Genomic DNA, 22,210 nt, shown 5'->3' on the forward strand with positions numbered 1-22,210 from the left:
TTTATCATTCCTTAAAAAATGCTTGTTTATAATGATGAGTATGTTTTTTTGTTTTTTTATGTGTTATATGTTCAATTTCTTTTTGTATTTTATTTTTACCTTTTTTTATTTTTTTCTTACTTTTTGTTACAACTTGACTATATGCAAACTTTTCTAAATGATGTAATAATCCAGTACCAAATAAAGTATTAACACTAAATTTTAAACCAACATTTTTAAATGATTTGTTAATATTTTCAATAGGATTATTAATAACATTTACTACTTTATGATAAGTTCTAATAGTTCTAAATATTTCTCTATATACTTTAAAACTATCTCTAATTACTTGTTGCACCACTGGTGGAGCAAATGCTATTGCTTTTAATCATTTATTTTGATTAACTCCATAACCAATGTATCAACCACTATATCAACGATATCAATGGAATGGATGTATTTGAGTAACAAAAGTTTTTGCTTTAAGAATACTATCAACAACTGTAATTGGTTTATATTTAGGATTGCGATGATAAATAGTAATTGCACATTTATCTAATGACAAAGGTTGAATTTTACAACCCATAAATACTGGTGAATTTAATGGAATTAATTGTGCGTGTTTAATTGCTCTTTTTTCTGCACTAGTAAATAAATCAGTTGCTTTTTCTTTTAATTTCTGAATTTTTTCAAATACTTGTTTTTCTAACTTTTCAAATTTTTCTTGTAATTTATATATACTTTCTCGTATTTTTTCAAAATATGGTGTATCTTTTCAAAATTTATTTAAACCTTTTTTTAAATAAAATCTAATATCAAAATATTTAAAAGTTTGATTTGCTTTTAAAACAAGTTGATGAATAACATTATTTTTAAAATTAAATTTAATAGCATTAGCACGAATTTTTTGTAAATCTAAAATTAAAGTTTTTCCATATCTATTTTCTGTATGTATTGTATGAACTAAATTTAATCAATCATGTTGATTCATTTTTAATACTTCTTTTAAATCAGTATTAAATTTTTTTAAAAAGTTATTTGCTTTTTCAATATCTTTAATTTTAAATTTAGGAGTTAATTGTGGACTTAATTTTATTAATGTATTTTGTAATAATAAGTGTTCCATTAATTTTTCTGTTTCTAGTTTTTGAAAATTATTCTTATATTGTCTTTCAGCAACATATCCTAAATCTCGTAATACTGTTTCACGATTAGGAGTAAAACTATAATTCATTAAATAACGTTTATTACCAATAATTTTATCTGTTAAAATTTCTTTTCCACTTACTTGACTAATAATTTCTTGTAAGTTTTTTGCTTCTTTAATACCAACTTGTTCTAATGTTTTAGTTTTTTGTGCTAACTTAATAAATTTAGTTGTACGATAACCACGACTAATTTTATTAAGTCCAGCAAATGCTGGTAATATATTAAAAAAAGTATTTAATGGTGTTAGATTTCCTTTTAAATAATCATAAACTTGATTAATAGTAAAATCAGTTAAAAATTCTACACCAACAGCACTAATACTAGCAATTAAATCACTTGCACCTAATCCAAGGGCTACACTTTCACTTAATCCACCAGTAAAAGGAGCAAGTGCTACTGCTATAACTTGTACACCAATCATTTCTAAAATTTCTCATCAAAAACTTTTATTTTCTTGTTGGTTACTTGTTCTAGTATGTTTTGGTTTATTTATGTTTAAAAGTATTGCTGTACTAGTTGTACCGATTGGCATAATATTAATTTCCTTTATTTAAGAGTTATTTTAATTGGATTTGTTGTTCCTTTATAATTTAAGTCATTAACATTAGCAGTAATGGTTATATATAAGTCACCTGCTTTTTGTTTTTGATTACTTACATTAGTTTTTCCTTGTGCATCACTAAAATATTTAATAGTTGGATTTGTTAAATTAGGATTTAATGATTTAAGTTCATTAGTACTTTTTATTTGTGTATTTAATTCACTATTATTGTTATTAACATTTGCAGTAATATCAGTTGTTAAACTTGTAATTTTAGTTTTTAAATCATTTTTATCATTATTAACAATTGCACATAACATTCAGCGTGAAGTTGTTTCTTCATCTGTTATATAGGGTATTGATTCACCAGTTACTTCTCCACCAACTAAATATCTTCTTCCAACTTTACCATCAGCAATATCTTGAACATATACAACTGTATTTTGTAACATATATCTTTTCATTGCTCTTGGTGTTGCTAAAACAAAAGACATAATTTTAGTTTCATTATTATCAGTAAATGTCATATAATCATCCATTACAATTTGACATAGTACACCTTTGATGTATAAATCATTTCCATTTAATCTTAATTGTTGAGCAATTTGATTATCAGTAATTAGACCTTTGTTATTGGCTAAATAAACAATAGTATCATAAAGATTATTAGTAATAAAAAAACGACAATTATTACTATTTCTTAGTTGAAATAAAGTATTTCAAGCATCTAACATTGATTTTAAATATCCTAATGGTGTTTTATCAGTAATGTCTATTTTAGTTGCATATTTTGCAATTACATTTGTATCATTATTTGCTAAATAATCTGCTAAGTCATTAGCAACTTCATATTGCATTGTATTTAATAAATTTTGTCCATTTTCAGCATTTAAATCAACATTAGCAATTATTTCACCCGCAACCGCTTCTTCTTTAATTTCTTTTAAAATTTTAACAGTTTCAGCATAACTAACATCTAATCCTTTGCTTTTATCATTTCATTTTAATACTTTAATTTCTGAATTTTTTGGTTTTTTAACTATAAATTCAATTTTTGTTGAATTAACCATTTCGATAGGAAAAAAACTTGCTCATGGTGAATTTGATTGTTTATAAAATTCTATAAACTCTGGTGCTTCTACTAATTTTTCGGTATTATCTAAATTTTTATTGAATTGTATTGCCATTTTTTGATTTCCTTTCTGTTATAAATTATTATTTTTTTTATAATCCAATAATGTACTTTTTATTGAATTTTGTTGATTTGTTATTATTGTTTGTTGTTTACCACCTGTATTAATTATTTCTTTAAATACTGGTTGTTCTTTAATCATTTTTTTAATAGTTTCTTCAATTTTTGAATTTTCTATATTACTTGTTGTAAATTTTAAATAATCATAAAATTCAGTTTTAACTTGATATTTTTTAAATATATTAATTATTTCTTTTTCTTTAATTTCTTGATTAAGTTTATTTAACTTATTTTCTGCTTCATTAACTTTATTTTCTATTTCTTGTTGAGCATTATTTTCAGTTAAAGGTTCAGTTGTTTGTTGAACATTATTTTCATTTTCTAACATTTACATCACCACTTTTTTATTTATTTTCTTTATTAATCTTTTCATTTAATTTTGCTAATTTTTTTTGATGTTTGATAATTTTGTTATTTGCTCTAACATGTTTTGGAGTTGTGATAAATCTTTTTAATAAAACAATAATTTCTCTGCAAATTAATGTTCCAACACTTGTTCCAATAATTATTAATTCATGTAAAAATTCTTTCATCTCAATATTTTCCTTTCGATTATTTATTGTTTATTTTTGATTATTCATCAAATTCACCTTTAATAATTCTTTCAATCATACATTTTGCATCTATTAAAAGATTTGCAATTAAACGTTCATTCAGTCGTATGTCTTCTAAATCTTTTTCATGTTGTTTTAATTTTTCATTGTAATATTCAAGTAATTTTTCTTTATTCATAAATTATTCACCTCCTTTATAAATTCATGTGATTATAATCTCAATTTAGTGAAGCATTATCATGATTTAATGGTACTTCGCTCATATTATCACTACCATATTGACTGGTTGTTTCACTATTAATTGAAAATCTATTATCATTAATTAATCTTGAAGTTTCATTATTAAATGATGTTTCTTGCATTTCTTGAATATGATTAGTTGTTTCCATAGGTAGTAAATTATGGATTATTTCACTTGCACCAGCAATTATGGTAGGTACTGCATAAGCATTATTAAAATCATTATTAATACCCATAGCAACACCACTTGATATTAAACATCCACCAGTTGCCATATTACAAATCTTTCTTATTGTTTCAAATTTATTAGGTATTAACTCAGTTAATCCACTAATAAGATTTGATATACCATAAGCATTTAAACTAATATATGTATCTCAATCCATTAATGACTGATTTTCTTGTTTATTTAATAGTAATCATGGAGGACCCTCAGTTGTAGTTGTAGTAGTTATTGGCATTGGTGTTGTTGGAATAATTGGAGTAATATTATTCTTTGTTCATTTACTATAATTTGCTAATCCAATTGTTCCTAATCCTAATGCTATTTTTTTAGAACTATTAATTAATTTAGTTTTAGTATTTGGTCTTTGATTTAAATTTCAAATATCTAAACCTAATTTTTTACCAAATAATAAACTATTAATTGAACCTAATACTGGATTTGCAATTACTTGACCATAATAAGCACTTGTACCAATCATTGCACAAATTGGACTTATTCCAGTTCTAATTAATTTAGTTAAAGTATAATTTGATTGTGTATTTTCATTTGGCATTATTTAACTTCTCCGTTCATATTCAATAATTTTTCTAAAACATAATGATTTTTATCAAATTCTTTAATAAGTCATTTTTTTGTTTCTGATGGATTTTTAGTAACAAGAATTAATCTTTCTATCATATAAATTAATTCTTGTTTATCTGTTCTATCAAAAATTACTTTTAAAATTTCATCTAACATAATTTATTCTCCTTTAATTTGTTTTAAATCATTTAATAGTTCTATAAATTTTTTCATCTCTTTTGAATGATAATCAATCATTAAATAATTATCATTTCAATTAAACATTACACATGTTTCACTTGTACAAAATTCAACATTATCAATAAAAAATAATTTTTCGTCTACATTTCATTTAATTAAAAATTCGCGCTTAGTCATGGTTATTATCCTTTAATTTCTAATTTTTTAACTGTTACTTTAATTCAACCTTGATAAACATCATTATCACCAACTATTAATGCAACATTACTTTCTGGGTCAGAAACAATTATGTGTTTTGATTTAACATTTGGATATTGTCTTAAAATAATTGCTCTAATATCATTACTTGTATGAATTGCTTTGGGAAATGGTGATAATATTTCAATTTCATCTTTATTTTCAAACAAAGTAGGTAATATTATCATTAATTATTCTCCTTATTTTCAATTTGATTAGCAATTTCACTTAATATTTTTAATACTTTATATTCATTTTTTAATTCTTTAATAATAAATAATAAAAATATTATTAGTGTTATGCTGGTTATTAATATTGGTACTATTAATAAAATTTCTCATAATATCATTTTTTACTCTTTTCATTTTTTAAATCATTTAACATTAATTGAACAAAATGCACGATTTTTTTGAATATTTAAAGTATTAAAGATTTCACCAGTTACTATAATTTCATCGTTTTTGTTTAATAAAATACAGCGTCTATAAAGTTTTGGTTTATTAAAAATTAAAGTAACATAGTTTAATCCATTTCATTGACCACGAACACTATAATATAATTCTTTATTACCTTTTTCGTAATATTTTGCTTCAATAGTGTTACTAAGTTTTACTGTTAATTTGACATAATTTGTTTTATCTTTCATTTTTATAATTTCCTTAAATAATTATCAAAAATTAATATTTTTTTATGATTTTTTAAATAATATTGAATATGTTTATAAGCATCTTGTTCATGTTTTGTTAATTTTATATTTCCTTTATAATTTTCTATTTTAGTTTTATTTTTTGGTTCACTTTCTAGATAATCTCAATTTATAACATCTTGTACTAATACCATTAATGCACCAATAATTTTAGGGGTTGCTAATGGATTAGTTAATAATTGTTTTGAACTTAAAAAGAAATTTTCTACAATAACTAATATTTTTTTATCAATAAATTTTTCTTTAATTAATTGAAATTTTTCTTTATAAATATTTTTAGTTCATAAAACAGTTAATGTATTGAATGTTTCATTAAAAATAATATTATTAGTTTCATTTGAATATATAACAATTCCATTATTACCAATACCAGCAGGGTCAATTCCAATAATTAAGTCATATTGCATTATTAATCAAATTCTTTGGATTTTATTTTATTAATTAATAATTCAATAATATCAACTGAACCTTTTAATTGATTTTGATAAAATGTTTCTTTTTCTTTTTTGTATTGTTCTATATAATGACCTAAAAATATATTTAATGAACAAATTAAATTTTTCTTATATTCATTAATAACTTCTTTTTTAAAATCTTTTTTTAATTTTTCTTTATATTTATTAATAATTTCTTTTTTAAAATCTTCTCTTAATTTTTCTATATTATTTAAATGTTCTTCTGTTATTTCTTTACTACGTTTTTTCTTATATTCATTAATAATTTCTTGGTCTTTAACAGCAAATGGTTTTTCTTTATTCATTATTTATACCCCCTACTTAACTTAACATTTAAGATACAGTCATAACAAATTGCTTTACCGTTTTTGTCTCTTAAAAAGTTTTTTCTTGTTTTTATATCATTAGTATTAAAGAATAAATAATCTAATTTATGTTGTTTACATGTTCAACAAAAATACTTTTTCATTATGAGTTGAAATTTCCTTATAAGAAGTAACTAAATAATTAATTGGTAAATCATCATGTTTATATGGATTATTTATTTGCTAAATTGTAAAGGTAAGTGCAACTAAATTATTTTTCTATCCAAATATTCGATTGGTGAAAGATAATTTAGTATTTTTCTTGGTCTTTGGTTTAAAGACAATATAAATTTATGAACTTCATTTTTATTAGTTTTTGAAAAAATAAATTTTTTAGGAAATTTTTCTCTAATTAAACCATTAGTATTTTCATTAGTACCTCTTTGTCAAGGTGAATATGGATTGGCAAAATAAATTTTTATATCTAAATTTTTTTCAAGTTGTTGTCAATTTGAAAATTCTTTGCCACGATCAAAAGTAATAGTTTTAACAATGTTTTTAGGAAGAATTGATAAATAATAACTAACATTTTTATTAATAACTTTAGTAGTTCTGTTTTTAACTAATATTGCTAAAGTAAATCGTGATACTCTTTCAACTAAAGTTATTAAACATGATTTGCTTTTACCTCGTGATGATACTATAGTATCTCCTTCTCAATGACCAAGTGTTATACGATCATTAACATTTATATCTCGTTCTTTAATTGATTTACCATTAAACTTGCCACGATTTTCTTTAGATTTTCGTTTTTTACCTTTTCTTCTTAAATTTTTACTAGTAACTTTATCAAGCATTCCAAAATAAATTCAAGTATAAATTGTTTTAAAACTAATAACTCACTCTTTATGAAAATTTTTAATTCTGCCATAAATTTGTTCAGGTGATCAACCTAATAGTAATTTTTGTTGTACATATTTTACTAAATTCTTATTTTTAAACTTATGAAAACTAATATGTGATTGTTTTCGATTTTCAGCTTTATTTTGTGCAATTAATGAAAAATAATGATTATTATCTTTATTTCTATTAATTTCTCGAATAATAGTACTAATACTTCGATTAAGATTTTTAGCTATTTCACTAATTTTAAATTTAAATTTCAATTGATTCTCAATATAAATCCTTTCATCTATGCCAAGATGTTTATAACTCATATAAAAACTCCTTACTTTTTTCTAAACTAAATTTAGCATTATGAAATTTTTATATGAGAATTTTTTGCAATTTTATTTACTTGCACTTACAAGTATAACTCAGCATTTTAAAATCTTTTCTGTTTTCTTCTCACGTAATGTTATATTTAAAACAAGGATTAGTAATTTTAGTTTTGTTATCTGTTATTTCACCGATAAATTAACTATTATGCTGTTCATAAAATTTTAATGGTTCAAGTTTTATATCATTAAGATAATATTCTTTTGGAGCGGTTGGTTTATTAACAGTTATTTTTTGGTCTTTAATATATGGTTCTAATAATTTTATTAATTCATTACCACTTAATTCTCTTTTAATATTTTCTAAATTAAAAACTCAATATGTATATTTATCATCAGCAATAAAACTATTATTTTTAACCATTCATTTTGGACATTGTAATTTATATTCACCATAATCAATAAGAATAGATTGTGGTCTATCTTTAACAATTTGTTCTTTTTTAAATTCTATTTGCATAATAATCCTTTCCTAATATGTTCTGTTGCTTCTAGCATAAAGAACATATATTTTGATTTTTAGATTATTAATAATACTACTATTCGTTTTATTCATTCCAGCAATTCTGGGCTCAAAAATAAATTGTGAAATTTTAAAAAGAAATCGAGGCATTCGATTCAATATTTATTTAATTTATGTTTAATAAATTAATATTTTAATTGAACCGGCACCGCTCAATTTTTTTTACAAGTTTGAAATTTATTTTCTCGCCCAAAAAAATTTTTCAAAAAAAATAAAAAATAAAACCAACACTTGCTCACTGGGGAGTGGCAAGGTTGGTTAAATAAAGAATAGAATTAATACAATAGGTCCCTACAACAGGTCTATATATACTAGTTTCCAATTCGCTCCCACCCCAAGAATTACCATTAATGGTTAGTATATTTTATTAGGTATCACTCCACTTTTTATTTATCCATGCAAGTCCACATGTTCTAGCTACTATTTTTAACAACTGTGTTGTAGTTCACTTTTTTAGTTCCCTAACACGTGTTGATAATAGCGTTAAAGAGGGTTATTAATTATTAACTTTCTCCTACTTGGTCACTGCGTGTAGTAGATATTTAAAGGATGTTAATAATAAAAATTTTAAAATTTTACAATTACACAAAAAAAGACAAGATTTTTATTCTCGTCTTTTGTCATTTATTTTTAATTCAAGGGTAAAAAAAGAAAGGAGCTATTTTTAAAACTTTTTAGTTACCGACATCTTCGACACGCTCCCAAAAGTTCTTTTGATATTTTTATAAAAAAATCATTTTTTTCTTTAATTATTTTATTTTTATCAATTTTTCCAAAAGTAAATATTTTCAATATTGAATAACTAATTTTTTTAAATTTGCTAATCTTTTGTTTTTTTAAATTTTCATTAATATCAACAATAGTAGTTTGAGCTAAATTAACTCTATTACTAATAATTTCTGGAGTAAATTGATTTTTATTAATAATTATTTTTTTCAATTCTCTATTAATTCATTCATATTCTTCTTGTAAATTTTTATTCATTTTTTCATCCTTTCAAAATAAAAACTCATTTACTTTGAAATTAAAGCAATGAGTTAAAAACTTATATTAAACTTAATTAAATTATACAAAAAAAAGTTCGCAAATCAAAATTTAAAGCTAAATTTTTAACGTTTATTTGGAATTCGTGTTTATATTTATTTAACACTGTAACTTTCCAAAATAATTTATTTTTTTATAAATATTTTTGGGAAATTTTCACTCGATATTGACATTAAAATGCTTTTTTAGTTTAAATAATTAAATTATCAATAATACTCTTAATTTCTTCTGCTTCTTTAAATTCATTTTTTCGTTTGAAGGCTATACATAAATTAGATAATAAAATTTCTTGATTATTAGTTTTTTCAATTTCATTTTTTAAAACAAAATAAAGGTATCCACACTGTCAAAAAGTTGGCTTTCTAAGAACTAAATAATTAATATTATTAATCATAATAGTATTTTTAGTTTGTTTTTTTAAACTAAAAGTTGTTAATCCTTTATGATAAATAGTTATTTTTTTATCATCAATAGTTATTGTACTTCGACTATATTGATTTTCAAATCATCAATTTTTTTTATTATTCATATATTAATATTATTTTCTTTTTTTATTTTTAGTTTTAATTCCAATTTTATTTAATAACGTTAAAATTGAAGATCTATATAATCCTTGCTTTTGCAATAAAAGTGAAGTATAAATAATAGATTGTACTACCGTACCAATAATAATAGCTACTGCATATCATAAAATACCAATATAACTACCATCAATATTAGTAACACCACCAAATAAAGCAATAATAAAAGAACCTCAAGCCCCAACATGACCAAGTACACCAAAACCAAATGCTAAAGCACCCGCAACAGCACTACCAATAACATTAGCAACTATTGTTCTTCATGTATCTCTCACTGCAAATGGAATAGCAGATTCAGAAATTCCCATAAACCCTAATAATCAGGCATTTCACCCTAATGATTGTTCTTGTTTTGTAAATAATTTACGACTAAATACTGTTGATGTTAATGCACAACCCAATGGTGCAATCGGAATCGCTGCTGCTACTGGTCCCATTAATCGACCACCATCTTGTACCATTAATGATGTTGCAACAAGAACAGCTGTTTTATTAATTGGACCACCCATATCAAATCCAACCATTGCTCCTAATAATAATCCAACTAAAAACCCTATATTTGGATGTAACCCCATTCAACTTAAACCATAATCCAATGCACCCATTACATATCCAAACGGTACTGCTAAAAAGAAAGCGGTTGGAATTGCAATAATTGCTGTACAAAAAACAGGAATAATAATAATTGGCATAATTGGTAATAATCATTTTGGCACTTTTCATGAATTTACAAATCTAACTAAATAACCAGCCATTAGTCCTCCATAAAGAGCACCAAATAATGTTCATGAAACATTAGCATTACCCTGAAAAGGTTGACTTGCATCAATTTTAGAACTAGCAGTAAGATTAAACACTCCTCATCCAAATCACATTCCCGTACCAGGTGATACTAATAAAAATGTAATAATCATTGCTGGAGCAATACCAGGACGTCCTGCGATTGAATAAGCAATATAAGCACCCATGATTGGTATCATCAATGTAAAGCCAATACCAGCAATGTTATTGATAATCATTAATACATGCATTAGTGTTGTACCACCAATTAATCCAGAATTAACTCCCGGTGGATTTGTTTTTAATCAAGCAAGTTGTTCTTCTCATGAATTTTTAAATTCAAATCCATTACCAAAAGTGCCTTTTGCGATACCACCAACAATAGCAAAAATTAAACCAGCAAAAACAACAAATGGTATCATATATGATACTCCACTTAATAAATGTTTTAAAATTGCTGGTTTACCTTTCGAAGCATTTAAAATGAAATCACCACTATTTCCATTGGTTTCACCGTATATTTTTGCTTTTGTTAAATTTTCTTTAATAGTTTGTTTAGCATCTTTAACTATTGGTTTTGTACCACAAGTATATGTTTTTACCAATAAAATGTTCTAAGTCAATTGCAACATCTGTTGCTAAAATAACGACATCCGCTTCTTTAATTTCTTGTTCTGTTAGTACATATTCTGGTCCTTTTTGACCTTGACATTCAATATGTACTTGATAGCCTAGTTCTTTTCCTGCGGTTTCTAATAATTCTTTACACATGTAAGTATGAACTACTCCAGTTGTACAAGAAGAAACTCCAACAATTTTTTTTGTTTCCTTATTTTTCATTGTTTTTATTTCTTTTTTAGTACAGTTTTTAACTGTTTCATCATTAATAAGTGATATTATTTCTTGTGAATTTGTTGCATTTTTTAATTTTTTACGAAAATCTTCATTTACAAGTTTGATTGCAAGTGTACTTAAAATATCTAAATGTAAATTTTCTGCTTGTGTTTCAGGAATTATTAAAGCAATAATAAAAGTTGTTAATTGTCCATCTATTGCTTTTCAGTCAATACCATTATTATTACATAATATTAGAATTGCAGGTTTTTTAATTGATTTAATTCTAGCGTGTGGAATTGCAATTCCACCTTCAAAACCCGTTGATGATTCTTGCTCACGAGCAAGAAATGCTTTTAGTAATTCATCACGATTAGTAATATAACCTAATGAAAATGCCAAATCAGTAATTTTAGTTAGTGCTTCTATTTGAATTTTAATATTAGATTCAAAAATAATATGTGAGTTGTTTAATAAATCATTAGTTATTTTCAATTTTACCTTCTTTTCCAATGATTATTTTATCTCCTTTTTTTAATAAAAACCAGAGATTTTTTCAGATAATTAAAATATATTTTTAACTATTTATTCAATTAAATTTAATATTTATAAAATTAGATATATTACATACTTCAAAGTTTTTGCTGTTTTTTAAACAAAATATAATAAATAAAAATTATCAACATTAATCCCATATTTCCTTATAAATTAATATAAATAACTTATTTATAAAATCATGTAAAATTAATTTAGATAAAATTTAAGTATTTAAAGAAAGGGAAAATTAGAGAAATGTTTAAAACAAGAAAAGAAAATTTAAATCAGAAAAATAACAAAATTAAATCAATAACTGATTATCAATGATTAGCTTTAGATATCGGAACCGAAAACTTTAAAGCTAGACATATTAATATAGGTCTTAGATATGATGCTCCAACCTATTTAGCTGAAGACTATGAAAAAAATAGAATTCTTTACGGTGAAGAGGCTAAGGCTTTAACTGACAAAACAAATGAAAACGTTATTATTAAACGTCCAGTTCGTGATGGTAATATTGCTGATCCAGATGCTTTACAACGTATTCTTACTAAGATTTTTCAAGATTTTAGACTTGAAATTAAAGATTTAAAACAAAGTAAAAACAACTCTATAAAAAAAGATGAAAAATTAGATAAAAATCGTAACTTGATTGTGTTGATGGCAACACCAAGTGAAATTAATTCAGTACAAAAAGAAGCTTTAGAAAATATTGTATATCGTTTAGGAGCACTCCGTGGATTTGTACAAGAAGAAGTAAAAATGGCAGCCTTAGGTTCAGGGCAAGATATTTTTGGAAGTGCAATTATGTGCATTGATATTGGTGGTGGCAGTACTGATGTTGCTATTATTAGTAATAATTCAATATTATATTCATATACAACACATTGTGCTGGTGACTATTTAATACAAAAAGTTCAAGAATATATTATAAAAAAACATGCCTTAAAAGTTGGAATAAAAGAAGCTGAAGATGTTATTAAAAATATTGGTTCACTTATGAAATATCAAGATGAAAAACCATACACAATTTCGGGTTTTTCATTACCTAGATTAAATTCTCAGCCAGGAGAAACAATGTCAATTTCTAAAACTATTGAAATTACACCAGAAGAAATTCGTGAAAATGTTATGCAAGTTCAATTCAAAGAACATATTATTCCAGCCATTCGTAGAGTACTAAGAACTGCTGGTGACAAGGCTGCTGGAAGTATTAGTGATTTAAAGAAAAAAGGTAAGGGAATCACAATTTGTGGTGGTGGAGCTTATATTAAAAAAGTTGATAAATTTATTGAAGAAGAATTAGCTAAAGAATATTATATTGAAGTTAAAACTGAAAAAGGTACAAAACCAATGCGTCAAAAATATGAAGGAGATCTTTTTGAAGTGCGGACTGCTCCAAATCCTTTAGATAATGTTATTGATGGTTGTGTAAAATATCGTGATACAATTTACAAACAATTAATAATTGAACAAAATCCTAGTCGTGAAATTCTAATAAAGGACGAAGATTTAGGATAAAAAACTATAAAAATTTTAAACTAACTAGTATTTTAAATTATTAAAAATTTTTTAAACTTTGGTAATTTTTTTGAGTTATCAATTCCTGATTCAAAAGAAAAACATTCGTATTTCATAACATTAGATACATCTCAATTTGATATATTTTGATTAAAAGATATTGCATTTAAAAACATACCATTCATACTTTTTACTTTTGAAGTATCTCAAGTTGAAATATTTCCATTAAATAATAAAGCACTATCAAACATATAGCTCATACTTGTCACTTTTGAAGTATCTCAAGATGATAAATCTTGATTAAATAATGAAGTAAAAGTAAACATATAGCTCATATCTATTACGTTTGATGTATTTCACTTTGAAAGATTTTGATTAAAAACTTTTGCATTATCAAACATACAATTCATATCTGTTACATTTGAAACATTTCAGTTTGATATATTTTGATTAAAAGATGCTGCATTTCAAAACATACCACCCATATCTGTTACATTAGATACATCTCAATTTGATATATTTTGATTAAAAGATATAGCACCATGAAACATTCAATTCATATTCGTAACATTTGAAGTATCTCAAGATGATAAATCTTGATTAAATGTTTCACAAAATATAAACATAAATTGTAAAGATGTAATTTCTGATGGTAATTGATTAGGTACTTTTTCAATTGTTCTTGGCATATTAACAACTTGAATTTCTCCCTGATCATTTTTATAAAAACCAATTTGAACAATTTCTTTACTATTTATATTTGATAAATCTCTTTCATTAGTTGTTATTTGTTTGCCATTTTTATCAATGTAAATTGTATCTTGTTGAGTTTTATTATTTAAAACATCATTTTTTTGTGAATTTGTGTTTAAAACAGTTACAGTTAAACTTCCTGCAACCGATGCAAGTGTTAAAACACTTAATGCTGTCAATATTTTTTTCATTTTTTTCATCCTTCTATTTTATTTTAACTTTATTTAAGAAGTCAATTTTACTTTACTACTTTTTGAAGGTAAATTCACAAAAATTATATTTTTTGACTAAAAATTTTTATTTTTTAAAGTTAAAACTTTTTTGCTGCTTCTTTAATATACTGTTCAAATTTATCCATCGTTTTTTCTGGTCCTAATGCTGGTAAACCTCCACCTTTTGCTAATATTTTAGAACCAATAAGTAAATTAGCATCATTTTGATGAAGTTCTTGAACCTTAGTACCACAAATAAGAATTGGTTCTACTACTTTAGCACCTACAAATTCTCATGTTCCTTTTAAATAAGTTGCATGATTACCTCATAAATATCAGCCATATGGTGCTCCTTGTGTCGCCAAAATTTGAACTTTTAAATGTGGTAATAATCCTCTAGCTTCACCTTGTTTGGTATATTTATAATCAAAAGTTTTACCAGCAACTAAGATGTGATCTAAATAATTTTTTGTCATGCTAGTAACATTAAAATTTGTCATTGGTGTTGTATATATAACTTTATTAACATTTTTTAGTTGATTAATATAATAATCAGAATCTTTTTCATTAAAATATGAAGTAAAGTTTTTTTGCGTAATAGTAATACTTGCCATTGGTATTTGATTTAAATCTAATTCAATTATTGAATCTTCTGGATGAAATTCACGATAATATTTAACAAAACGAGATACTAAACTTTCAGAATAAGATAGTTCTTTTTTAATCATAGAAGAACGAATTACTAATACTTTATTTGCCATTATTTTTGCCTCCGAAATATCTAAAATAACTTTGTAATTTGATTTTATCAGTTTTTATTTATTATTTTTTAAAAAATATTAAAAAATAATAAATAAAAATATAGTTTTATAAAAAAATGAAATATTTATTATAATTTTATCAATTTCTATAAAGTGTTATTATTAAAGTGTGTAAAACTTTTAAAAAAGTTTATAGAAAAATTTTAAATTAAATAGATATTAAATCTAAAAAATAGATATAAGTTAGTTATTATAGAGATTTTAGTACTTGTACACAAATTATAATTATTAAGAAATTTGAGATCAGACTATCAAAAAAATGGAAAGAGGTAAAAATATGAATGAAAGAAAACAAAAATTACTTGAATTGATGAATAGAAATTTAAAAATTAGTACTTTAATTAATTACAGATTTAAAATTTCTGAAATAACTAATGCAATTGCAAGTATCAATAATGATTTATATAAACAACAAAAATATTTTTTAGAATTAGAAAATAATAGAAAATATAGAAATAAAATTCAAAGAAAATTCAATAAAAACAAAAAGATAAAAAAGAAATTAAATAAAATTTTAAACAAATATTTAGCACAAATAAAAAAATTTAGTTTTTTTATTAATAAATATAAAAAAGAACCTCAACAATTATTTGAAATATTAAGTGAATTAAATTTATTTGTAGGTGAATTAATAAATCAAGAAAACATAACAGATGAAGAATTACAATATTTATTTACAATATCTCATCAATTTTCAGAACAATTAAAAAATGAAAAACGATTAGATTTATCATTACCAAATAAAAATCAAATATGAAAATTAACAACAAAAATTAACACATCTTTAATTAATAAAAAACATTATACTAATACATTAGAAACACACACTAAAGACAGTTTATTTATTGAAATAAAAATATCAAAACCTAGTAGCAGTTTTATATATACAAATAATTTTAATGATATACAAACATATTTATTAACCCAACAAATACAACAAAATAATTTTTTAAATAATAATGATAAAAGTAAATATAGAAACAAAACTGATGAAAATGAAAAAAAATCACAAATCATAAGATTTAGATAATTATTATATGTCAAAAAATCATTTTAAATAAATTATTTTTTTAATTATTTTACTAAATTTAAAAATATTGCGTATAATTTATATAATGTCAAAATTTAAGAATAACGGAGAATGAATAATGTCTGAACAAGAAAAAGTTTCTGCTGAACAAAAAATTATTAATATTGCAGTGATAGCACACGTCGATGTTGGAAAGTCAACATTAGTTGATGCTTTATTAAAGCAATCAAATATTTTTCATCAAAACCAAGTTATTGTTGAACAAATAATGGATAGTAATGATCAAGAACGTCAACGAGGAATTACTATTTATTCTAAAAATTGTTCAATCATGCATGGTAATACAAAAATTAATATTATTGATACACCTGGTCATGCTGACTTTTCCTCTGAAGTTGAAAGAATTATGAAAACAGTAGACTGTGTTATTTTACTAGTTGATAGTGTTGAAGGACCAATGCCACAAACTCGTTTTGTATTGCAAAAAGCACTAGAACATAATTTAAATCCAATTTTAATGATTAACAAAATTGATAAAAAGGACCAAAGAATTGAAGAAGTAAAAGATGAAGTATTAGAACTTTTTATGGAATTAAATGCTAATGATGAACAGTTAGACTTTCCAACACTTTATGGAATTACTAAACAAGGTATTGCCCAATATGAATTGAATCAACCAAGCGAAAATTTAGAACCATTATTTGAAACAATTATTAAACATGCTAAAATTTCTAAATTAGTAAAATATAATGAGCCTTTACAAATGCAAATTAGTTCATTAGATTATGATAGTTTTATTGGCAGAATTGGAATTGGTAGATTATTTCAAGGTACTATTTCTGAAGGACAAGAAATAATTGTTGTTGATGATTATGATTTAAAAAGAAAAGCAAAATTAAAATATTTATTTGTTTATCAAGGATTAAAACGAGTAGCTGTTAAAAACGCTGTTGCTGGTGATATTGTTTGCATAGCGGGTATTGAAAATATAACAATTGGTAATACTATTTGTGATAAAGATAATGTTGTGCCAATGGAACCAATTACAATACAGGCTCCAACAATGTCAATGAATTTCCTTGTCAATAATTCACCATTTTCTGGAACTGAAGGTAAACTAGTAACTAGTAATAAAATTAAAGAACGTTTAACAAGAGAATTAGAAACTAATGTTGGTTTAAAAATAGAACAATTATCCGGAAGTAATGCTGATGGTTTTAAAGTTTTTGGTCGTGGTGAATTACATTTATCTGTTTTAATTGAAAATATGCGTCGCGAAGGCTTTGAATTAGGTATTTCTAAACCGGAAGTAGTATTTAAAAAAGATGAAAAAGGACACACCACTGAACCAGTCGAAGAAATTATTTTAAATCATCCTACTGAATATAGTAGTACTGTTATTAATAATTTAAATCTAAGAAAAGGTATTATGACTAATATGGATTCTGATAATGTTCGTGATAAAATTATTTTTCATATTCCAACAAGAGGATTAATTGGATTTGGTCGTCAATACGTTAATATTACTCGTGGAACGGGTGTTATGGTTCGTAGTTTCCTTACATATGAACCATTAAAAGGCGAAATTAATAATAATAGAAATGGCGTTCTAGTAAGTATGATTACAGGGACAACATTACCTTATGCTTTAAATTCTTTAGAAGAACGTGGTACTTTATTTGTTAAACCGCAAACTAAAGTGTATGAAGGAATGATTATTGGTTTAAGTAATCGTGATAAAGATTTAGATGTTAATCCTTGCAAAGCAAAACAATTAACAAATACTAGAAGTTCAGGTAATGATGAAGCTGTTAGATTAACACCACCAACTATTTTTAGTTTAGAAGAATCTTTAGAATTTATTGCTAGCGATGAATTAGTTGAAGTAACACCACAAAATATTCGTATGCGTAAAAAATTCTTGACTGAAAATGAACGTAAACAAAATAGAAATTGTAAGTAATACTTACGATTTTTTGTTTAAAGATTAAAAGGATTATAATTTACACAGTTAACTGTAGATACTCAATATTCTGATTCAATATCAATAATATCATTTAAAGACAGAATTTTTTGATTTTCTTGCAATATATCTTCTATCTGTATTGTTTCATAATTAGCAAAGTTATTAACTTCATTAATCATTAATTGAATTTGCTTATCAAGCAGTTCTTTATTTTTTTTCTTTTCAATATATTTTTTTCTGCGTCTTTTTTCTCCTTCTCTTTTTTTTCTAATAAATTCAGGATTTGATTTATTTTTTACTAAATATTGTTTTTGTCTTTCTGCATGTTTTTGTTTTTTAGTTTTAATGTTTTCAAATGAAATTTCTACAAAAATAGCGGGAGAAGGCACAAAAATAGATTCATCTTTTGTTTTTTCGTTATTGTTATTCTCTAACATTATATCCATATTTTATATTTCCTTTTTAAAATAAATAGTGTATTAAACTTATATTAAGTTTATGTTTTTGATTTTAGCATCTTTTTTAATTTAGAAAAATAGTTACCATTTTGGTAACTATTTTTATTTTGCTATAAATTTATTATTAATTTTAGTTTTATGTTGGATTGATAAACTTATTTTATTTATTTCATCAATAAAATTATTATCTTTTTCTATATCTCAACCATTTTTTTGATCAATTTCTTTTGTTATTTTTTCCAATTCTATTTTGATTTCTTTTAAACTAGTTTTATTAATATTATTATTTAATCTTTTTTCAATATTTTGAATTTTTATATGAATTTCATAATATCAAGTGGTATCTACAACATTGCAAAGTGGCTCTTGTATTCAAGCATGGTACATTTTTCTTTCTTCAAATCCTTCTGGAAGTTTTATTTCTTCTTTAATTTCAGCAATAAATTTATATATACTTTTTATTTTTTTAACTTTACTATACATATCTTTTTATCTTCCTTTCAAAAAAATAAAAAACCCATATACTTTAAAAATTAAAATAATGAGTTGAAAACTTAAATTAAGTTTAAAAAATTATATCATAATATCTAGAATATTTGGTGTTAAATTTTTATACATATTTTTAAAATATAAAAAAATAGTTATAGATAAATAAAACTACTCAATTGAGTAGTTTTATTTATCTTCTTCAATTTTTACTGTCATTTCTTGATCATCAAAAACAAATTTAACTTTTTTATCATCTTTTTTATTAACAGCATCACTGGGTTTATCATTTTTTTTAGTTTCAAATAAAGGTTTTGGTTTTTTCTTTAATTCTTTTTCATTTTTTAAATAATATTTTTGAACTATATCAAAAAGTTCATTATTTAAACTACCATCTTTATATCTCTTTTTAAATTTATAAAAATACTTATAACGCTTATCTAAAATTATTGATTTAATTTCATTAAAGAGTATAAAAGCATTTCTACTTGAAAATTTATAATTATTTTTACCTATTTTTACTAAATTATCACTTATAATATTATTTATTTTAAACTTAAATCTTTTTCTTTTAAAAAGAAAAATAACTAAAATAAAAATAAAAGTTAGCATTAATAATAATATTGATAATCCTATGATTATTCAGTCCTTTATTGAAAAATCTGATCAATTAACTAAAAACATTATATTTAAATTATTTTGCATATAAATAACCCCCTAAATTTTCTTAATATATAAATTTGCGTCATTTTATAAACAAGTTCTTCTTATTTTTTATTTTGGATAAATTACATTTAAAATTACACTTCCAATAACTAAAGGGTCATCATAAGTCATTTCAACTGTTAAAGTAGTTGGTTTAATGTTCATATTATTATATTTTAAATTACCTAAAATAATTTTTTCTTTTATTAAATTTGATTGTGGATTACTTTCAATTAGTCTCTCTTTAATAACCTCCTTTATAGTTTCTGGACTTGTCATTTTCAATTTGTCTTCAGGTTTTAATTGCAGATTTGTTTTGTTTTTGAAAATTACTGCTAAAGTTTGTTTATTATCACTAATTGATGATTGTTTAGAGATCGAACTATTTGATTTTTTTTATTTTTTTCTTCCTCTTCTTTTTCTTTTTCTCCTTCTGTTTCAGCAATAGCTGTCATACCACCAGCAATGGTGGCTCCAATTAAAGCTGCAGAGCCGATAAGACCAGCAATAATTTTTGTTGATTTCTTCTTCTTTTTCTTTTCTTCTTCATCTTCTTCTGACATAAATTACAAACCTCTTTTCTAAGCCCTTAATTTTTTTCTAAGTTAATTTTACATGATTAAAAATAATCTATTGACATTTTACTTTTATTAGAGTAGAAATTTAAATAAACAATTAGTTGTATAAATTACTGATGTATTTTTTTATTTTTTGAAAATTAATAATCTTAAACATTAAAATAGTAATTATTATTACTTTTAATAAAGTTTTTTATCTTATTTTTTAAAGAACTTAGTAAAAATAAGATAAAATATTAATATTGCATTAAAGAAAAAGGTGAACGCATGTCATTTCAACAATTTAATTTACAACCATGACTAATTGAAAATTTAAAAAAAGAAAAACTAATTAATCCAACACCAGTCCAAACCGAAATTATTCCTTTAGCATTAACTAATAAAAACTTAATTATTAAAAGTGCTACTGGTAGTGGTAAAACTCATACTTATTTAATTCCAATTTTAAATAATTGTAATGTTACTTTAAAAGTAACACAAGCAGTTATTATTACACCTACTCGTGAACTTGCTCAACAAACGTTCAATTTTTTAAAAGCTTTAATTAAAGATCAAAATATTAGCATTGCTTGTTTAGTGGGTGGCAAAGATATTATTCGTCAAAGTAATAATTTAAGTAATAATCAACCACAAATTGTAATTGGAACTCCAACTAGATTAAAACGTTTATATGAACTTAATATGTTAGCAATTACTACTACTAACACTTTAGTTATTGATGAATGTGATATGTTATTTGATATGGGATTCATGGAAGATTTAGATTTTTTAATTACTAAAATGAATAAAAATACTCAAATTATGACTTTTTCAGCAACAATATTACCCCAACTAGTTACTTGATTAAAAAAATATATTACTAACGCTACTACAATTAGTATTGATAATAAATCTCAAAAAATTCAACATATTTTTATTAATCGTCATCATCAAGATAGTAAAAAACAACTACAATCATTATTAACAATGTTTGATCCTTATTTATGCTTAATTTTTGTTAATAACAAAGAAAATATTGAAGAAATTGCAAACGTCTTAATTGAAGAAAATAAAAAAGTAGCAATCTTACATGGTGGATTACCAGCACGAGAACGTTCTCAAACTTTTAAACGTATTAAAAATTTTGAATATCAATATGTTGTTTGTTCAGATATCGCAGCACGTGGTATTGATATTGAAGGGGTATCTCATGTTATTTCTTTACAATTACCGACAAATAATCTAGAATATTATTTTCATCGAGCAGGGCGAACAGGACGAGCTAACTATTCAGGTATTTCTTATGTATTTTATGATAAGAGTGATAATTCTACTATTCATAAGTTAAAAAATTTAAATGTTCCAATAGAATACTATAAAATTAAAGATAATAAGTTACTACCAGAAATTACTAATGACAACATCCTTATTCATAAACGAAAAATAGAAAGAAATAAAGAAGAGCAATATGTTATTAATCGCTTTAAAAAAAATAAAAATGTAACTCCTGGTTATAAGAAAAAATTTAATAAAGATTTAGAAGCAATAAAAAAAGAAACAAGAAAACAACACATTAAAGCATCAATTAAGAAAATTAAAAAAACACAAGCAATTGCAAGAAGAAAAAAACTTTTTGATGAAAATTAATAATGAAAGAGG

31 protein-coding genes are annotated in these 22,210 nt (G+C 23.5%); 4 read left to right on the forward strand and 27 right to left on the reverse strand.

All coding sequences use genetic code 4. From position 1 onward, the window contains the following. Position 1: 1 nt before the first annotated feature. The 20 genes from AACK81_RS04040 to AACK81_RS04135 form a co-directional block, all read right to left on the reverse strand. Positions 2-1,720, reverse strand: a complete 1,719-nt coding sequence (locus tag AACK81_RS04040; protein WP_338962866.1) for a hypothetical protein — start codon at positions 1,718-1,720, stop codon at positions 2-4. Positions 1,721-1,734: 14 nt separating this feature from the next. Continuing rightward, entirely contained in the window at positions 1,735-2,916 is a 1,182-nt protein-coding gene (locus AACK81_RS04045) for a hypothetical protein (protein ID WP_281748638.1), read from the reverse strand. Between the two features lie 18 nt (positions 2,917-2,934). Further along, positions 2,935-3,309, reverse strand: coding sequence for a hypothetical protein (locus AACK81_RS04050; protein ID WP_338962871.1), 375 nt, complete (start codon positions 3,307-3,309; stop codon positions 2,935-2,937). 16 nt (positions 3,310-3,325) lie between these two features. Next, a complete protein-coding gene (locus AACK81_RS04055; RefSeq protein WP_174480113.1) occupies positions 3,326-3,514 on the reverse strand; it encodes a hypothetical protein in 189 nt (62 codons plus the stop codon). 40 nt (positions 3,515-3,554) lie between these two features. Continuing rightward, on the reverse strand, positions 3,555-3,713 hold the full coding sequence (locus AACK81_RS04060) for a hypothetical protein (RefSeq protein ID WP_338962874.1): 159 nt from the start codon (positions 3,711-3,713) through the stop codon (positions 3,555-3,557). Positions 3,714-3,729: 16 nt separating this feature from the next. Further along, positions 3,730-4,554, reverse strand: a complete 825-nt coding sequence (locus AACK81_RS04065) for a hypothetical protein (protein WP_338962877.1) — start codon at positions 4,552-4,554, stop codon at positions 3,730-3,732. Continuing rightward, the gene (locus AACK81_RS04070) at positions 4,554-4,739 is read right to left on the reverse strand and encodes a hypothetical protein (protein ID WP_338961813.1); all 186 of its coding nucleotides are present in this window, start codon (positions 4,737-4,739) and stop codon (positions 4,554-4,556) included. Before AACK81_RS04070 ends, AACK81_RS04065 begins: the two co-directional genes overlap by 1 nt. Before the next feature lie 3 nt (positions 4,740-4,742). Further along, on the reverse strand, positions 4,743-4,940 hold the full coding sequence (locus AACK81_RS04075; RefSeq protein WP_338962880.1) for a hypothetical protein: 198 nt from the start codon (positions 4,938-4,940) through the stop codon (positions 4,743-4,745). Between the two features lie 5 nt (positions 4,941-4,945). After that, positions 4,946-5,188: a hypothetical protein gene (locus AACK81_RS04080; RefSeq protein WP_338962882.1), complete on the reverse strand. Its 243-nt coding sequence runs from the start codon at positions 5,186-5,188 to the stop codon at positions 4,946-4,948. Beyond that, positions 5,188-5,349: a hypothetical protein gene (locus AACK81_RS04085; protein ID WP_338962885.1), complete on the reverse strand. Its 162-nt coding sequence runs from the start codon at positions 5,347-5,349 to the stop codon at positions 5,188-5,190. Before AACK81_RS04085 ends, AACK81_RS04080 begins: the two co-directional genes overlap by 1 nt. Before the next feature lie 3 nt (positions 5,350-5,352). Further along, positions 5,353-5,646 (reverse strand): hypothetical protein, encoded by a 294-nt coding sequence (locus tag AACK81_RS04090; protein ID WP_338962887.1) that lies wholly within the window; start codon positions 5,644-5,646, stop codon positions 5,353-5,355. A gap of 2 nt (positions 5,647-5,648) precedes the next feature. Further along, positions 5,649-6,113 carry a hypothetical protein gene (locus AACK81_RS04095; protein ID WP_338962889.1) on the reverse strand — a complete coding sequence of 155 codons (465 nt, stop codon included), beginning with the start codon at positions 6,111-6,113 and terminating at the stop codon, positions 5,649-5,651. A gap of 2 nt (positions 6,114-6,115) precedes the next feature. Next, positions 6,116-6,466: a hypothetical protein gene (locus AACK81_RS04100; RefSeq protein WP_338962892.1), complete on the reverse strand. Its 351-nt coding sequence runs from the start codon at positions 6,464-6,466 to the stop codon at positions 6,116-6,118. Further along, positions 6,466-6,630 (reverse strand): hypothetical protein, encoded by a 165-nt coding sequence (locus tag AACK81_RS04105; protein WP_338962895.1) that lies wholly within the window; start codon positions 6,628-6,630, stop codon positions 6,466-6,468. The genes AACK81_RS04100 and AACK81_RS04105 overlap by 1 nt, the downstream gene beginning before the upstream one ends. Before the next feature lie 102 nt (positions 6,631-6,732). Beyond that, positions 6,733-7,683: an IS30 family transposase gene (locus AACK81_RS04110; RefSeq protein WP_338960236.1), complete on the reverse strand. Its 951-nt coding sequence runs from the start codon at positions 7,681-7,683 to the stop codon at positions 6,733-6,735. Between the two features lie 199 nt (positions 7,684-7,882). Beyond that, on the reverse strand, positions 7,883-8,203 hold the full coding sequence (locus tag AACK81_RS04115; protein WP_338962897.1) for a hypothetical protein: 321 nt from the start codon (positions 8,201-8,203) through the stop codon (positions 7,883-7,885). A 741-nt stretch (positions 8,204-8,944) separates the two neighbouring features. Beyond that, the gene (locus tag AACK81_RS04120) at positions 8,945-9,250 is read right to left on the reverse strand and encodes a hypothetical protein (protein WP_338962901.1); all 306 of its coding nucleotides are present in this window, start codon (positions 9,248-9,250) and stop codon (positions 8,945-8,947) included. Positions 9,251-9,500: 250 nt separating this feature from the next. Next, the gene (locus tag AACK81_RS04125) at positions 9,501-9,839 is read right to left on the reverse strand and encodes a hypothetical protein (RefSeq protein ID WP_338962903.1); all 339 of its coding nucleotides are present in this window, start codon (positions 9,837-9,839) and stop codon (positions 9,501-9,503) included. Between the two features lie 9 nt (positions 9,840-9,848). Then, a complete protein-coding gene (locus tag AACK81_RS04130) occupies positions 9,849-11,276 on the reverse strand; it encodes a PTS fructose transporter subunit IIC (protein WP_338962905.1) in 1,428 nt (475 codons plus the stop codon). After that, complete coding sequence (locus AACK81_RS04135; protein ID WP_338962907.1) at positions 11,236-12,018, reverse strand: fructose PTS transporter subunit IIA; 783 nt, start codon at positions 12,016-12,018, stop codon at positions 11,236-11,238. Before AACK81_RS04135 ends, AACK81_RS04130 begins: the two co-directional genes overlap by 41 nt. A gap of 279 nt (positions 12,019-12,297) precedes the next feature. Here AACK81_RS04135 and AACK81_RS04140 point away from each other — a divergent pair, with 279 nt between their 5' ends. Further along, entirely contained in the window at positions 12,298-13,563 is a 1,266-nt protein-coding gene (locus AACK81_RS04140; protein WP_338962909.1) for a rod shape-determining protein, read from the forward strand. A gap of 32 nt (positions 13,564-13,595) precedes the next feature. On the opposite strand, the gene AACK81_RS04145 is transcribed toward AACK81_RS04140, so the two are convergent. Then, complete coding sequence (locus AACK81_RS04145) at positions 13,596-14,507, reverse strand: BspA family leucine-rich repeat surface protein (protein WP_338962911.1); 912 nt, start codon at positions 14,505-14,507, stop codon at positions 13,596-13,598. A gap of 119 nt (positions 14,508-14,626) precedes the next feature. After that, positions 14,627-15,289: an FMN-dependent NADH-azoreductase gene (locus AACK81_RS04150; protein ID WP_338962913.1), complete on the reverse strand. Its 663-nt coding sequence runs from the start codon at positions 15,287-15,289 to the stop codon at positions 14,627-14,629. 337 nt (positions 15,290-15,626) lie between these two features. Here AACK81_RS04150 and AACK81_RS04155 point away from each other — a divergent pair, with 337 nt between their 5' ends. Both AACK81_RS04155 and typA read left to right on the forward strand, forming a co-directional pair. After that, complete coding sequence (locus AACK81_RS04155) at positions 15,627-16,379, forward strand: hypothetical protein (RefSeq protein ID WP_338962915.1); 753 nt, start codon at positions 15,627-15,629, stop codon at positions 16,377-16,379. A 118-nt stretch (positions 16,380-16,497) separates the two neighbouring features. Further along, positions 16,498-18,342 (forward strand): translational GTPase TypA, encoded by a 1,845-nt coding sequence (gene typA, locus AACK81_RS04160; protein WP_338962917.1) that lies wholly within the window; start codon positions 16,498-16,500, stop codon positions 18,340-18,342. Positions 18,343-18,359: 17 nt separating this feature from the next. Here typA and AACK81_RS04165 read toward each other — a convergent pair whose 3' ends face one another. From AACK81_RS04165 to AACK81_RS04185, 5 genes are all read right to left on the reverse strand, one after another. After that, entirely contained in the window at positions 18,360-18,791 is a 432-nt protein-coding gene (locus AACK81_RS04165; RefSeq protein WP_338962920.1) for a hypothetical protein, read from the reverse strand. Between the two features lie 114 nt (positions 18,792-18,905). Then, positions 18,906-19,286 carry a hypothetical protein gene (locus AACK81_RS04170; RefSeq protein ID WP_338962923.1) on the reverse strand — a complete coding sequence of 127 codons (381 nt, stop codon included), beginning with the start codon at positions 19,284-19,286 and terminating at the stop codon, positions 18,906-18,908. Positions 19,287-19,478: 192 nt separating this feature from the next. Further along, positions 19,479-19,994: a hypothetical protein gene (locus AACK81_RS04175; RefSeq protein ID WP_338962926.1), complete on the reverse strand. Its 516-nt coding sequence runs from the start codon at positions 19,992-19,994 to the stop codon at positions 19,479-19,481. A gap of 69 nt (positions 19,995-20,063) precedes the next feature. After that, complete coding sequence (locus tag AACK81_RS04180; RefSeq protein ID WP_338962928.1) at positions 20,064-20,273, reverse strand: hypothetical protein; 210 nt, start codon at positions 20,271-20,273, stop codon at positions 20,064-20,066. 56 nt (positions 20,274-20,329) lie between these two features. After that, a complete protein-coding gene (locus tag AACK81_RS04185; protein ID WP_338962931.1) occupies positions 20,330-20,557 on the reverse strand; it encodes a hypothetical protein in 228 nt (75 codons plus the stop codon). A gap of 282 nt (positions 20,558-20,839) precedes the next feature. Between AACK81_RS04185 and AACK81_RS04190 the strand changes: the two genes are divergently transcribed. Continuing rightward, positions 20,840-22,198, forward strand: a complete 1,359-nt coding sequence (locus AACK81_RS04190; RefSeq protein ID WP_338962933.1) for a DEAD/DEAH box helicase — start codon at positions 20,840-20,842, stop codon at positions 22,196-22,198. The last annotated feature ends 12 nt before the right edge of the window (positions 22,199-22,210 follow it).

Source organism: Spiroplasma endosymbiont of Lasioglossum villosulum, from assembly GCF_964020195.1.
GTDB classification, from domain to species: domain Bacteria; phylum Bacillota_I; class Bacilli_A; order Mycoplasmatales; family VBWQ01; genus Spiroplasma_E; species Spiroplasma_E ixodetis_A.